General features: G+C 71.7%; 14 protein-coding genes. 9 read left to right on the top strand and 5 right to left on the bottom strand.

Annotated features, from left to right (window positions below; genetic code table 11):
- Positions 1-4 precede the first annotated feature (4 nt).
- Positions 5-1,126: an NDMA-dependent alcohol dehydrogenase gene (locus HBO46_RS14575; RefSeq protein WP_166132973.1), complete on the bottom strand. Its 1,122-nt coding sequence runs from the start codon at positions 1,124-1,126 to the stop codon at positions 5-7.
- Positions 1,127-1,267: 141 nt separating this feature from the next.
- Positions 1,268-1,837, bottom strand: coding sequence for a mycofactocin system transcriptional regulator (gene mftR / locus HBO46_RS14570; RefSeq protein ID WP_166132971.1), 570 nt, complete (start codon positions 1,835-1,837; stop codon positions 1,268-1,270).
- Between the two features lie 102 nt (positions 1,838-1,939).
- Here mftR and mftA point away from each other — a divergent pair, with 102 nt between their 5' ends.
- The 7 genes from mftA to mftF are packed head-to-tail and all read left to right on the top strand — an operon-like array spanning position 1,940 to position 7,810.
- On the top strand, positions 1,940-2,065 hold the full coding sequence (gene mftA / locus HBO46_RS14565; RefSeq protein WP_166132969.1) for a mycofactocin precursor MftA: 126 nt from the start codon (positions 1,940-1,942) through the stop codon (positions 2,063-2,065).
- Positions 2,065-2,337 carry a mycofactocin biosynthesis chaperone MftB gene (mftB, locus tag HBO46_RS14560; RefSeq protein ID WP_191480159.1) on the top strand — a complete coding sequence of 91 codons (273 nt, stop codon included), beginning with the start codon at positions 2,065-2,067 and terminating at the stop codon, positions 2,335-2,337. Before mftA ends, mftB begins: the two co-directional genes overlap by 1 nt.
- Positions 2,334-3,581: a mycofactocin radical SAM maturase gene (gene mftC, locus HBO46_RS14555; protein WP_166132965.1), complete on the top strand. Its 1,248-nt coding sequence runs from the start codon at positions 2,334-2,336 to the stop codon at positions 3,579-3,581. The genes mftB and mftC overlap by 4 nt, the downstream gene beginning before the upstream one ends.
- Before the next feature lie 13 nt (positions 3,582-3,594).
- The gene (gene mftD / locus HBO46_RS14550) at positions 3,595-4,908 is read left to right on the top strand and encodes a pre-mycofactocin synthase MftD (protein WP_166132963.1); all 1,314 of its coding nucleotides are present in this window, start codon (positions 3,595-3,597) and stop codon (positions 4,906-4,908) included.
- A 12-nt stretch (positions 4,909-4,920) separates the two neighbouring features.
- The gene (gene mftE / locus HBO46_RS14545) at positions 4,921-5,607 is read left to right on the top strand and encodes a mycofactocin biosynthesis peptidyl-dipeptidase MftE (RefSeq protein WP_224769098.1); all 687 of its coding nucleotides are present in this window, start codon (positions 4,921-4,923) and stop codon (positions 5,605-5,607) included.
- Positions 5,604-6,368: a mycofactocin-coupled SDR family oxidoreductase gene (locus HBO46_RS14540; protein WP_166132959.1), complete on the top strand. Its 765-nt coding sequence runs from the start codon at positions 5,604-5,606 to the stop codon at positions 6,366-6,368. Before mftE ends, HBO46_RS14540 begins: the two co-directional genes overlap by 4 nt.
- A complete protein-coding gene (mftF, locus tag HBO46_RS14535; protein WP_166132957.1) occupies positions 6,365-7,810 on the top strand; it encodes a mycofactocin biosynthesis glycosyltransferase MftF in 1,446 nt (481 codons plus the stop codon). The genes HBO46_RS14540 and mftF overlap by 4 nt, the downstream gene beginning before the upstream one ends.
- Positions 7,811-7,813: 3 nt before the next feature.
- Here mftF and HBO46_RS14530 read toward each other — a convergent pair whose 3' ends face one another.
- Positions 7,814-8,743 carry an alpha/beta hydrolase gene (locus HBO46_RS14530; RefSeq protein WP_166132955.1) on the bottom strand — a complete coding sequence of 310 codons (930 nt, stop codon included), beginning with the start codon at positions 8,741-8,743 and terminating at the stop codon, positions 7,814-7,816.
- Positions 8,744-8,905: 162 nt separating this feature from the next.
- Here HBO46_RS14530 and HBO46_RS14525 point away from each other — a divergent pair, with 162 nt between their 5' ends.
- Together HBO46_RS14525 and HBO46_RS14520 are read left to right on the top strand one after the other, a co-directional pair.
- Complete coding sequence (locus HBO46_RS14525; RefSeq protein ID WP_166132953.1) at positions 8,906-10,528, top strand: flavin-containing monooxygenase; 1,623 nt, start codon at positions 8,906-8,908, stop codon at positions 10,526-10,528.
- Positions 10,529-10,576: 48 nt separating this feature from the next.
- Complete coding sequence (locus HBO46_RS14520; RefSeq protein WP_224769510.1) at positions 10,577-10,867, top strand: EthD family reductase; 291 nt, start codon at positions 10,577-10,579, stop codon at positions 10,865-10,867.
- A 16-nt stretch (positions 10,868-10,883) separates the two neighbouring features.
- Here HBO46_RS14520 and HBO46_RS14515 read toward each other — a convergent pair whose 3' ends face one another.
- Positions 10,884-11,666 (bottom strand): crotonase/enoyl-CoA hydratase family protein, encoded by a 783-nt coding sequence (locus HBO46_RS14515; RefSeq protein WP_166132949.1) that lies wholly within the window; start codon positions 11,664-11,666, stop codon positions 10,884-10,886.
- Positions 11,663-12,421, bottom strand: coding sequence for an SDR family NAD(P)-dependent oxidoreductase (locus HBO46_RS14510; protein ID WP_166132947.1), 759 nt, complete (start codon positions 12,419-12,421; stop codon positions 11,663-11,665). The genes HBO46_RS14515 and HBO46_RS14510 overlap by 4 nt, the downstream gene beginning before the upstream one ends.
- Positions 12,422-12,443 lie beyond the last annotated feature (22 nt).

Genomic DNA, 12,443 nt, shown 5'->3' with positions numbered 1-12,443 from the left:
ACACTCAGTCGTCGTAGACGATGACGCCGCGGACGTTCTTGCCGTCGCGCAGGTCCTGGAAGGCCTGGTTGATGTCCTCGAGCCGGTACTCCTTGGTGATCAGCTCGTCGAGCTTGTGCTCCCCGCGGCGGTAGAGGTCGGCGATCAGCGGGATGTCGTTCTGGGCATTGGTGGTGCCGTAGAGCGTGCCCTGGATCCGCTTGCCCGACATCGCGAAGGTGCAGAGGTCCAGCTGGATGTCGCGCTGGGTGACCGGCGCCGCGGAGGTGACCACGATGGTGCCGCCGCGGTGGGTCATCTCGTTGGCGGGCTGGAGGAACTCCGGGGTGAGCACGCCGACGGTGATGATGACGACGTCCGCGCCCTGCCCGTTGGTCAGGTGCGCGACGACCTCCTTGGCCTCCTCCAGCCCGGCCGCGGTGTGGGTGGCGCCGAGCTGCTTGGCGAGGTCCCGCTTGTGCTCGGTCGGCTCGACGGCGACGAGGTTCTTCGCCCCCTTCTGACGGGCGCCCTGGACGGCGTTCATGCCGACGCCGCCGGTGCCGATGACCACGACGGTGTCACCGAGCTTCACCTCGCCGGCGTAGACCGCGGAGCCCCAGCCGGTGGGCACGCCGCAGCCGATCAGGGACGCGCTCTTGAGGGGGATGTCCTTGTCGATCTTGACCAGGGCGTTGGTCGGCACCGTGACGTACGGCGCGAACGTGCCCAGGTAGGACATCGCGCCGACGCCCTGGCCGCGGGCGTGGATCCGGTGGGTGCCGTCGGGCGAGGTGCCGGCGAGGACGCCCGCACCCAGGTCGCACATGTTGGCGCGGCCGCTCACGCACATCGAGCACCGGCCGCAGCTGGGCAGGAACGAGAGCACCACGTGGTCGCCGACCTCGAGGTGGTCGACCCCCTCGCCGAGCTCGGTCACCACGCCGGCGCCCTCGTGGCCGCCGAGGATGGGGGCCCAGTCCAGCGGGATGTCGCCGGTGTCCAGGTGGTCGTCGCTGTGGCAGATGCCGGAGGCGGCGAGCTTGACGGTCGCCTCGCCGTGCTTGGGCGGGTCGAGCTCGATCTCCTCGACCGACCATCCCGAGCCGGTGCCCGGCTCCCACAGGAGTGCTCCTTGGATCTTCATGAGTGACGTCCCTTGTCCGAGTGGCCAACCGATCTATTCGATTGATGTGTATGATCTTGACCACAGGCCATGGAAAATGCAAGGGGCGTCACCCATGTGGGGGAGCTGGGTTCGGAACGGGGTCGGCGGCAGTCGCGGGCGTCAGGACGTCGTGAGCGTCATGAGCGTCGACGCGCCCTCCTGGAGCAGGTCGGTGACGTCTCGGGCGGGGTCGTCGAGCCATGTCTCGTACGCCGTGAGTGCGAGGGCGAGGCCCACGTGGCCGAGCAGGCGCGGCGCCAGGGCATCAACCCCGACGCCCAGGCCTGCCGCGGCGTACTCGGCGATCACCCGGCGCCACTCGGCGTACCGGAGTGCGGAGTGCGCCTGGAGGGCGGGGGTTCGCAGGATCAGTCGCATGCGTTCCGCGTGCGGGGGCGAGGCGTCCGCGGGGAACCGGTTGAACTCGACGATGGCGCGCCCCACGGCCGGGTAGATCCCCAGGTCGTCGGGCGTGGTGCGGAGCAGCTCGCGGAACCGCTCCAGGGTCAGGTCGAACCGTCCCCAGGGGATGTCGTTCTTGGACTGGTAGTAGCGGAACAGGGTGCGGCGACCTACGCCGACGGCCTCTGCGATCGCGTCGAGCGTGGTCGCCTCGAAGCCGCGCTCGCGGAAGAGTGCGAACGCCGCCTGCTCGATCGCGGCGTGGCTCGTGGCCTCGGGTCGTGCCATGACTGCCTCCTGATGGCGCGGTGCAATCTATGACTTCCATTATGACCATGAGTGCACTTATGGTGGGACGCACGTCACACCCATGGGAAGAGAGGAACACATATGACCCCCCAGGCCAGCACCGACACCACCGACGTCACCGCGGACCCGACCCAGACAGAGGAGTCGCTGACCGCCGAGAGCCTGATCGAAGAGGTCTCCATCGACGGCATGTGCGGCGTCTACTGATGCTCGACGAGCCCTGGACCCTGTCACCCGCCGTGGCGCTGCGCCCGGAGCCGTTCGGCGCGCTCGCCTACCACTTCGGCAACCGCAAGCTGACGTTCCTCAAGCGCCCCGAGCTGGTGGCAGTGGTCCAGGCGCTCGCCGACCAGCCCGACGTCCGCTCGGCGCTGGTCGCTGCCGGCGTCCCCGAGGCCCAGCATCCGGCGTACGCCGCGGCGCTCGAGGGGCTCGCCCGCACCGACATGATCCGTCCCCGTGAAGGAGTGGCCGCGTGACCATCGCCCCTGAACGACCCCTCAACGGCACGCTCGTCGAGCAGTTCGAGCTCGGCCTCGACGCTCCGATCTGCCTGACCTGGGAGCTGACCTACGCCTGCAACCTGGAGTGCGCCCACTGCCTGTCCAGCAGCGGCCGCCGCGACCCCCGCGAGCTCACCACCGAGCAGTGCGAGGCAGTGATCGACGAGCTCCAGCGGATGCAGGTCTTCTACGTCAACATCGGCGGCGGCGAGCCCACCATCCGCCCGGACTTCTGGCACCTGCTGCAGTACGCCGTGGACCACCAGGTGGGGGTCAAGTTCTCGACCAACGGCGTCCGACTGACCCCCGAGCGGGCTGCGTTCCTCGCCTCGCCGGCCTGCAACGGCTACGTCGACGTGCAGATCTCCCTCGACGGGGCGACCGCCGAGGTCAACGACTACGTCCGTGGCCCGGGCTCCTACGACACCGCGCTCACGGCGCTGCAGAACCTCCAGGACGCGGGCTTCTCCGACGCCAAGATCAGCGTCGTCTGCACCCGGCAGAACATCGGCCAGCTCGACGAGTTCAAGGCGCTTGCCGACCGCTTCGGCGCCACCCTGCGCCTCACCCGGCTGCGTCCGTCCGGCCGCGGTGCCGACGTCTGGGACGAGCTCCACCCGCTGCCCGAGCAGCAGCGCGAGCTCTACGACTGGCTGATGGCCCACGGCGAGGGCGTGCTGACCGGTGACTCGTTCTTCCACCTCGCTGCCTTCGGTGAGGCGCTTCCCGGCCTGAACCTCTGCGGCGCCGGCCGGGTGGTCTGCCTGATCGACCCCATCGGCGACGTGTACGCCTGCCCGTTCGCGATCCACGACAACTTCCTGGCCGGCAACCTGCTCGCCGAGGGCGGGTTCAAGAAGGTCTGGCAGGAGTCGGACCTCTTCACCGAGCTGCGCTCGCCGCAGACCGGCGGCGCCTGCTCGTCGTGCCAGTTCTTCGACGCCTGCCGCGGTGGCTGCATGGCGGCGAAGTTCTTCACCGGCCTACCGCTCGACGGCCCCGACCCCGAGTGTGTGCAGGGGTACGGCGAGGCGGCGCTCGAGGGCGAGCGCACCATCCCGGCCGCGAGCCAGGACCACTCGAAGGCCACCCCCTCCCGCAACCAGCCGGTGATGCTCACCCTCTCCCGCCGCCCGGACATGCTCCTGGCACCCGCCGCGCCCCCGACCTCGGCCTGTGCCGAGAGTCCGCTCGCGGGCTTCGTTCCTCCTCCGATCTAAAAGGACCTTCCTCATGCGCTCGATCGAGAAGCCGGAATGGCTGAAGAACCCCTGGAAGCAGAACCCCTGGTTCGAGTCCGTCGCGGTCGCCCAGGAGCGGGCCCGCAAGCGGTTGCCCGCCCCGGTGTACGGCGCGCTGGTCGCCGGATCCGAGCGCGGCCAGACCGTCGGCGACAACCAGGCCGCCTTCGCCGAGATCGGTCTGGCACCGCATGTCGCCGGACAGCAGGCGGAGCGGTCGATGACGACCGAGGTGCTCGGCCACCAGATCTCACTGCCCGTGCTGATCAGCCCCACCGGCGTGCAGGCGGTCCACCCCGATGGCGAGGTCGCGGTGGCCCGCGCGGCTGCCTCACGGGGGACCCTGATGGGACTGTCCAACTTCGCCTCCAAGGCGGTCGAGGAGGTCACCGCCACCGGCGCGACCACGTTCTTCCAGATGTACTGGACCGGGAACCGTGACGTCGTCGTCCAGCGGATGCAGCGCGCCCACGCCGCCGGCGCGGTCGGCCTGATCGCGACCCTGGACTGGTCCTTCTCCATGGGCCGCGACTGGGGCAGCCCGGAGATCCCCGAGAAGGTCGACCTCGCCACCATGGTGCGCATGGCCCCGAAGGTGGTCACCAAACCGCGCTGGCTCTGGGAGTTCGGCCGTACCGGCCAGATCCCCGACCTGACCGCCCCCAACCTCGCCCCGCCCGGCGGGGAGGCACCCACCTTCTTCGGTGCCTACTACGAGTGGATGACCACTCCGCCGCCGTCCTGGGACGACGTGGCCTGGATGCGCGAGCAGTGGAGCCAGATCAGTGGTGGCAAGCCGTTCATGCTCAAGGGCGTCTGCCGGATCGACGACGCCCTGCGGGCCCGCGACGCCGGAGCCGCCGCCATCTCGGTCTCCAACCACGGTGGCAACAACCTCGACGGCACCCCGGCAGCCATCCGCCTGGTCAAGCCGATCGCCGACGCGGTCGGCTCGGACCTCGAGGTGGTGATGGACGGCGGCATCCGTCGTGGTTCGGACGTGGTCAAGGCGGTCGCCCTCGGCGCTCGCGCCGTGATGATCGGTCGCGCCTATCTGTGGGGCCTCGCGGCCAACGGCGAGCAGGGCGTGGGCAACGTGCTCGACGTCCTCCGCTCCGGTATCGACTCGGCGCTGATGGGCCTCGGGGTCTCCTCCATCCACGAGGTCACCCCCGAGCACCTCCTCGTGCCCGAGGGCTTCCACCGGTCCGCGGGCGGCACCCCCGGCGGCGTGTCCGGCGCGCGGCACGCCGCGGGCGGCACCCCCGGCGGCGTGTCCGGCGCGCGGCACGCACTCGAGGCCTGAGGCGTGGGGGCCGTGACGGTCGGGTTGGCCGCGGCCACCTCGCGCGAGACCATCGGTGCGCGCGTGGTGCTGGTGCCGGTGGGTTCCACGGAACAGCACGGCCCACACCTGCCGCTGGAGACCGACACCCTGATCGCCACCGCCGTCGCCGAGGCCGTCGCCCGACGGCTCGGCGGGCCGGGGGAGGGGGTCTGGGTCGCCCCGGCGCTGTCCTACGGCTCGAGCGGGGAGCACCAGTCCTTCCCGGGCACGACCTCGATCGGCACCGAGGCGCTGCGGTTCGTCGTGGTCGAGCTGGTCCGATCGCTGCGCACCTGGGTGGATCGGGTGGTCCTCGTCAACGCCCACGGCGGCAACCTGGTCGCCTTGCGCGGGGCGGTCGACCAGCTGGTCGGCGAGGGCCACGCCGTGCAGTGGGTGGCCTGCGCCACCGAGGAGGTCGACCTGCATGCGGGCCGCACGGAGACCTCGCTGCTGCTGCACCTCGCCCCCCACCTGGTCCGGTTGGAGATGGCCGAGGCGGGCGACTGCCGGCCGCTGTCGGAGATCTTGCCGACCCTCGTGCGCGGCGGCGTCGCCGCCGTCTCGGCCAACGGGGTGCTGGGCGACCCCACCGGCGCCACCGGAGACGAGGGGCGGACCGTCCTGGAGGCGATGGTCTCCGACATCACCGGCCGACTGGCCGCGGTCCTCCCGTGACCCGGACGGCGCTGGTCACGGGGGCGGCCCGCGGCATCGGGGCGGCCACCGTCGACCGGCTGGTCGCGGACGGCTACCGGGTGATGGCACTGGACTCCTGCGAGGGACCGCCGAAGGCCACGCCCGAGGAGCTCGACGCGGTTATGGCGCGACACGGTGACCGGGTGCTGGGCCGGGTGGTCGACGTCCGTGACCGAGGCGGGCTGGCGGCTGCCGTGGCCGACGCGGTGCGGGAGTGGGGACACCTCGACGTGGCCGTCGCGGCGGCCGGGATCGTGCACGGGGGGGAGCCGCTCTGGGAGACCCCGGACCCCGTGCTCCAGGACCTGTGGGACGTCGTCGCCCGGGGGGTCTGGAACACCGCCGCGGCCGCCGTCCCGGCGATGCTGGCCGGACCCGACCCGAGCCGCTGCCGGTTCGTGGCCGTGGCCTCCGCCGCAGGCACGCACGGCCTGTTCCACCTCGCCGCCTACGGCGCCGCCAAGCACGCGGTGGTCGGGATGGTGAAGGGGTTGGCCGCCGACCTGGTCGGCACCGGCGTCACCGCCGCCGCGGTCTCGCCCGGTTCCACCGACACCGCGATGCTGCGCAGGACCGCCACCCTGTACGACGTCCCCGTCGAGGAGCTGGCGAGCCGCCAGCTGATCCGTCGCGTCATCGACCCGTCCGAGGTCGCCGCGGCGATCGCGTTCTGCGCCTCCCCGGCAGGTGGCGTGGTCAACGGCACGGTGCTGCACGCCGACGGCGGGTTCGAGGGATGACGGTCACGGAGCAGGCGCGGGCAGGCCGATCGGGGCTGCCGACCGGGTTCACCGTCGAGCTCGACGCCGGCGTGGTCCGACTCGACTCCGGCAGGCTCCTGGTGGGCGGCTCGCCGCTGACCGCGATGCGGCTCTCCGCGGCCGCGCACGCGCTGTTCCCCGGGAGCCGTCTGGTGGTCGGGGGCCCGGCGTCGGCCGCGGTCGCGGAGCGCCTGGTGGCCAGCAACCTGGCGCAACCGGTGCTACCCGACGCAGGCCCCTCCCGCGACGACCTGGCTCCCGAGGACCTCACCGTCGTCGTGCCGGTCCGCGACCGGCCGGCCCAGCTGGACCGCTGCCTGTCCGCGCTGCACCCGCTGCGGGTCGTCGTGGTCGACGACGCCTCGCACGACCCGTCCGCGGTCGCCGCCGTCGCCGAGCGGCACGGCGCCCGGGTGGTCGCGTTGTCGACCAACCTCGGGCCGGCGGGTGCCCGCAACGCCGGCCTCGCCCAGGTCACCACCCCGGCGGTCGCCTTCGTCGACTCCGACGTCGAGGCGGACGCCGCGGCCCTGCTCGACCTCGCACGACACCTCGCCGACCCGGCGGTCGCGCTGGTCGGACCTCGGGTCGCGGGTCATGTGCGCCGCCCCCGACCACGCTGGTTCGAACGGTACGACGCGGCGGCCTCGTCGTTGAGCCTCGGCCGCAAGCCCTACGCCGTACGTCCGGGTGCCGGCGTGGCCTGGCTCCCCAGCGCGTGCCTGGTCGGACGGACCGCGTTCCTGGGCGCCGGCTTCGAGACCGAGCTGCGGGTGGGGGAGGACGTCGACCTCGTCTGGCGGCTGGTCGCGGCTGGGCACCGGGTCCGCTACGAGCCGGCGGTCACCGTGCGCCACGACGTCCGACCGACCGTCAAGGACTGGTTGGGGCGCAAGGTGCTCTACGGCTCGGGCGGAGCACTGCTGGCCCGCAGGCACGGGGGGCACGTGGCGCCCGCGGTGCTGTCGCCGGCCCTCGCGGCAGCCGGGGCGACCCTTCTGCTGCGCCGCCGGTGGTCGCTCCTGGTGGCGGGCGCGGCGCTGGTGCACGCCGGCGCCGCGGTGGCGAGGGTGCTGCCCGGCGAGGTGCCTGCGGTCGACCGGGCGAAGGTGGCGGCGGTCCTGGCTGCGCGCGGACTCGGCTGGGCCGTCCGGCAGGAGTCCTCCCTGCTCCTGCGGCATTGGTGGCCCGCGACCCTCCTCGCGCTGCCCGTGCCGGCGGTACGCCGGGCAGTGGCGACCGCGCTGGTGGTGGACACCGTGGTGGCGATGACCGACACCCTCGACGACGACCTCGACCTGCCCACCCTGGTGCTCGGGCGGCGTCTCGACGACGGCGCCTACGGGCTCGGCTTGTGGCTCGGGGCGCTCAGGGCACGGTCGGTCGCGGCGTTGCGGCCGCGACGCCCGGGCGGACGCTGACGCTCACCTAGCCGCGGGTGAGGCGCGCCGCGCGAGGGCGTCGACGACGAGATCCATCCCGGCGGCCGCCCCCGGCAGGACGTTGGGAAAGGTGAAGAACCCGTGCATCTGCCCGGGGACCACGTGCTCCTCGACCGGGACCCCGGCGTCGCGGAGCTTCTCGGCGTACGCCGCACCCTCCGAGCGGAGGACGTCGTGCTCGGCGAGCACGACGAGGGCCGGGGCCACGTGGGCGACGTCGCCGAGCAGCGGCGCGGCGGCGGGATCCTTGCGGTCCTGCTCGTCGGGGACGTAGTGGTCCCAGAACCCCGCCATGGCCTCCCGGCCGAGCATCAGCTCGTTGGCGGGGTCGCGGTAGGAGTCGGTCTCGAAGTCGGCGGCAGTGACGGGGTAGACCAGCACCTGGAAGTCGACGGTCGGCGTCCCGTCCTGCCCGCTCTGCTGGGCGAGCACCGCGGCCAGGTTGCCGCCGGCGGAGTCGCCGGCGACGACGAGCTCGCCGGGCGCCGCGAGCTCGTCGCGCCGGGAGTAGACCCAGGCGAGAGCGGCCCGGGCGTCCTCGAGCGCGGTCGGGAAGCGGTGCTCGGGAGCCTTGCGGTACTCCACCAGGACGACGGTCCGTCCGGTACGACTGGCCAGCTGGCGGCAGAGCGTGTCGAAGCCGCTGAGGGTGCCGACCACCCACCCTCCGCCGTGGAGGTAGGCGATGACACCGGTGGCCGCCTCGGGCCGGAAGACCCGGGCAGGGACGGTGCCGCCCTCGACCTCGATCGCGACGTCCTCGACCGACGGCAGTGCCGGCCCCGGGCCGTAGAGCGCCGAGAGCCCGGCGCTCATCTCCCGAGCCTCCTGCGGTGTCATCTCGTGGAGCGCGGGGCCGCCGGCCTTCGCGGCCTCGGTCAGGAACGCCGTGGTGGCTTCGTCCAGTGCCATGGCATGGCCTCGCATCCTCGGTAGCGCCGAAAGTGATCCAGGTCACGGGCAGGCTAATCATCGACAGGGATTGATGTCTAGACCTCGAAGGTCTGGCGGATCCCTGCGCACTATGCCTATGGTCCAGGTCACTTGTCCGCGTTCATCCCACGAGGAGGAACCATGACCTCTCGGTCAGTTGACTCGGCAGCTGAGGTCGATGTGCTCGTGGTGGGCGCCGGCTTCTCCGGCCTCCACCTGCTCCACCGGCTGCGCGAGGACGGATACTCCGTCCGCGTCCTCGAGAGCGCACCCGAGGTCGGCGGCACCTGGTACTGGAACCGCTACCCCGGCGCGCGGTGCGACGTCGAGAGCGTCGACTACTCCTACAGCTGGGACGACGATCTCCAGCAGGAATGGGAGTGGACGGAGAAGTATCCCGCCCAGCGCGACATCCTCGCCTATCTCTCGCACGTCGCCGACCGGTTCGACCTGCGCAAGGACATCGAGCTCGAGACCACGGTCACCGGTGCGACCTGGGACGAGAGCGCCTCCCGCTGGGCGGTCCGGACCGAGGATGGGCGCGAGTACACCGCCCAGTTCCTGGTGATGGCGGTCGGCTGCCTCTCGGTGCCGAAGGAGGTGGACCTGCCCGGCCTCGAGCACTTCGGCGGTCAGATCCTGCGCACCTGGAACTGGCCCGAGGACGCCGAGCTGACCGGGCGCGACGTGTGCGTGATCGGCACCGGCTCCACCGGCGCCCAGGTCGTCCCTGCGCTCGCCGAAGTGGTGCGGCGGCTGACCGTCGTCCAGCGCACCCCCAACTTCGTCATCCCCACCCGGAACCGGCCGCTGGCCGAGGGTGAGCTCGAGGCGGTCAAGGCCGAGTATCCGGAGCGGCGCCGGCGCAACGCCGGCCATTCGGCGGGCGTCTTCCGGTCCGACAACCCCAAGAACGCGATGGAGGTCGACGCCGCCGAGCGGCAGGCGACCTTCCAGGAACGCTGGGAGGGTGGCGGCATCAACTTCCTGGGCTCCTTCGCAGACCTGATGTTCGACCAGGCGGCCAACGACGCGATCTGCTCCTTCGTCCGGGAGAAGATCGGGGAGATCGTCGAGGACCAGAAGGTCGCCGACCTTCTCAAGCCGGACTCCTACCCCTTGGGGGCGAAGCGACCGGTCGTGGCCACCGACTACTACGAGACGTTCAACCGACCGAACGTCAGCCTGGTCGACGTGCGCGCGAACCCGCTGGAGGCCTTCACCGAGTCCGGTCTCGCCCTGGCCAACGGTGAGCAGCACGACTTCGACACCCTGGTCCTGGCGACCGGCTTCGACGCGTTCACCGGCGCCTTCACCAAGATGGAGATCCGTGGACGGGACGGGCTGCTGCTCCGCGACGTCTGGCAGGAGGAGGGTCCGAAGACCTTCCTCGGCCTCTCCTCGGCCGGGTTCCCCAACATGCTGATGCCGGCCAACGCGGGCAGCCCGTCGGTCCTGTCCAACATGGTCACCTCGATCGAGCAGCACGTCTCCTGGATCGCCGACCTGCTCGCCGAGATGCGCGCGCGGGGCCTGCGGACCATCGAGGCGGAGCCGGAGGCCCAGGAGAAGTGGGTCGAGCACGTCGAGGAGGTCGCCCACATGACCCTGTGGCCCAACGGTGACTCGGGCTCCTGGTACCGGGGCGCCAACATCGCCGGCAAGCCGCAGCTCTTCATGCCGTACGCCGCGGGCGTCGTCGAGTACGGCAACGCCTTGGAGAGGTCCGCGAAGAGCGGCTACGCGGGCTTCGTCCTCGCCTGACTCGCCTCACCCAGTCTCCGACCCATCGGGAGGATCACCGTGTTCCACATGCTCGTCACCTACCAGCAGCCCTCGGACCGCGACGCGTTCCTGGAGCACTACCGCACCTCGCACGCCGTGAAGGCGCAGCAGATGCCCGGGCTGCGCAGCTACACCTGGGGGGTCGTGGACCCCCTCGACGGCAGCGCGTCCGACACCTACCTCGTCGCCCAGCTCTCCTTCGACGACAAGGATGCGCTCCTGGCGGCCATGGGGTCGCCCGAGGGGCAGGCGGCGAGCGCCGACATGGCCGAGCTGCCGCACAGCGGATTCACGATGCACACCTACGCCGACGCCTGAGGCCGCAGGGCCGGCGTCAGGCGCCGGTCCACCGCGGCTCGCGCTTCTCCACGAAGGCCGCCGCGCCTTCCTTGGCGTCGGCAGAGTGGCGGATCGGGTCGACGTACTCGTGCTGCCGGTCGAACATCTCGTCCAGCTCCCAGTCCTGGGAGCGGACCAGCACCTGCTTGGAGGCGGACAGGGCCAGCGGAGCGTTCGCCGCGACCTCGTCGGCGAGCGCGAGTGCCACGTCCAGGGCGGTGCCCGGCTCGGCGAGTCGGTTGACCAGGTGCACCTCGGCTGCGGCCGTAGCCGGCCACATGGCGCCGGTCAGGACCAGCTCCATCGCCAGGTGGTAGGGAATCCGCCGCTGCAGACGCAGCAGACCGCCGGCGGCGGCGGTCAGGCCGCGCTTCACCTCGGGCAGACCGAACCTGGCCGCGGTCGACGCCACGACGAGGTCGCAGGAGAGGACGATCTCGAACCCTCCGGCCAGGGCGTAGCCCTCGACCGCAGCGATCAGCGGCTTGGTCGGGGGCTTCTGCACCAGGCCTGCGAAGCCGCGACCCTCGACCACCGGACGCTCGCCCCGGGCGAATCCCTTGAGGTCCATTCCCGCGCAGAACGTCTGGTTGGCGCCCGTGATGACGCCGACGCTCAGGTCGGGGCGGCTGTCGAGCAGGTCCAGCGCGTCCGCGATCTCCTGCGCCATCTGCAACGACATCGCGTTGCGGGCCTGGGGCCGGTCCATGGTCATCACCAGCACGCGACCGCGCTCGGTGACCTTCAGCTCCGGGCCACCCGCCGTCTCCGCGCTCATCGGGGCGACATCCTGATCGCGCCGTCGAGACGGATGGTCTCGCCGTTGAGGTACGGGTTCTCCACGATCTGCTGGGCGAGCATCGCGAACTCGTCCGGCGCGCCCAGGCGGGCGGGGTTCGGCACCTGGGCGCCGAGGCCGTCGCGGACCTCCTGGGAGAAGCGGGCCAGGATCGGGGTGTCGAAGACGCCCGGGGCGATGGTGTTGACCCGGATGCTCTTGGTGGCCAGGTCGCGGGCGGCGACCAGGGTCATCCCGACCACGCCGGCCTTGGCGGAGGCGTAGGGGATCTGGCCGATCTGACCCTCCCATGCGGCGACCGAGGCGGTGAGCACGCAGACGCCTCGCTCTCCGTCGAGCACCTCGTTCCTGGCCATCCGGGTGGCGGCCAGGCGCAGGACGTTGAACGTGCCGACCAGGTTGATGTTGATCAGCTGCTGGTAGAGGTCCAGGTCGCCGGGGGTGCCGTCACGGTTGACCAGGCGGACCGTGCCGCCCTTGCCGGCGCAGTGCACCAGGGCCCGCAGCGGGCCCTGCTGCTCGGCGGTGTCGAGGGCGGCGTCGACGGCGGCGGGATCGGTCACGTCGCCGTGGGCGAAGGTGCCCCCGATCTCCGCGGCGAACTCCTTGCCCAGTTCCTCGTTGAGGTCCAGGACCACCACGTGCGCGCCGGCCCGGGCGAGCCGTCGGGAGGTGGCGGCCCCGAGACCGGAGGCGCCTCCGGTCACCAGCGCCGAGGCTGAGGTCAGGTCCATGTCGTGCTCCTTGCTGGGGAGT

Source organism: Nocardioides ochotonae, from assembly GCF_011420305.2.
Classification (GTDB): domain Bacteria; phylum Actinomycetota; class Actinomycetes; order Propionibacteriales; family Nocardioidaceae; genus Nocardioides; species Nocardioides ochotonae.
Note: the sequence above shows the minus strand (reverse complement) of the source record. Positions and strands in the feature narration are given on the sequence as shown.

Excerpts from the sequence above, each read along its gene's own strand:
- mftR (WP_166132971.1), bottom strand. The coding sequence starts at position 1,837 with ATGGCACGACCCGAGGCCACGAGCCACGCCGCGATCGAGCAGGCGGCG.
- HBO46_RS14575 (WP_166132973.1), bottom strand. The coding sequence starts at position 1,126 with ATGAAGATCCAAGGAGCACTCCTGTGGGAGCCGGGCACCGGCTCGGGA.
- HBO46_RS14520 (WP_224769510.1), top strand. The coding sequence starts at position 10,577 with ATGCTCGTCACCTACCAGCAGCCCTCGGACCGCGACGCGTTCCTGGAG.
- mftF (WP_166132957.1), top strand. The coding sequence starts at position 6,365 with ATGACGGTCACGGAGCAGGCGCGGGCAGGCCGATCGGGGCTGCCGACC.
- mftA (WP_166132969.1), top strand. The coding sequence starts at position 1,940 with ATGACCCCCCAGGCCAGCACCGACACCACCGACGTCACCGCGGACCCG.
- mftB (WP_191480159.1), top strand. The coding sequence starts at position 2,065 with ATGCTCGACGAGCCCTGGACCCTGTCACCCGCCGTGGCGCTGCGCCCG.
- HBO46_RS14530 (WP_166132955.1), bottom strand. The coding sequence starts at position 8,743 with ATGGCACTGGACGAAGCCACCACGGCGTTCCTGACCGAGGCCGCGAAG.
- HBO46_RS14525 (WP_166132953.1), top strand. The coding sequence starts at position 8,906 with ATGACCTCTCGGTCAGTTGACTCGGCAGCTGAGGTCGATGTGCTCGTG.
- mftD (WP_166132963.1), top strand. The coding sequence starts at position 3,595 with ATGCGCTCGATCGAGAAGCCGGAATGGCTGAAGAACCCCTGGAAGCAG.
- HBO46_RS14510 (WP_166132947.1), bottom strand. The coding sequence starts at position 12,421 with ATGGACCTGACCTCAGCCTCGGCGCTGGTGACCGGAGGCGCCTCCGGT.
- HBO46_RS14515 (WP_166132949.1), bottom strand. The coding sequence starts at position 11,666 with ATGAGCGCGGAGACGGCGGGTGGCCCGGAGCTGAAGGTCACCGAGCGC.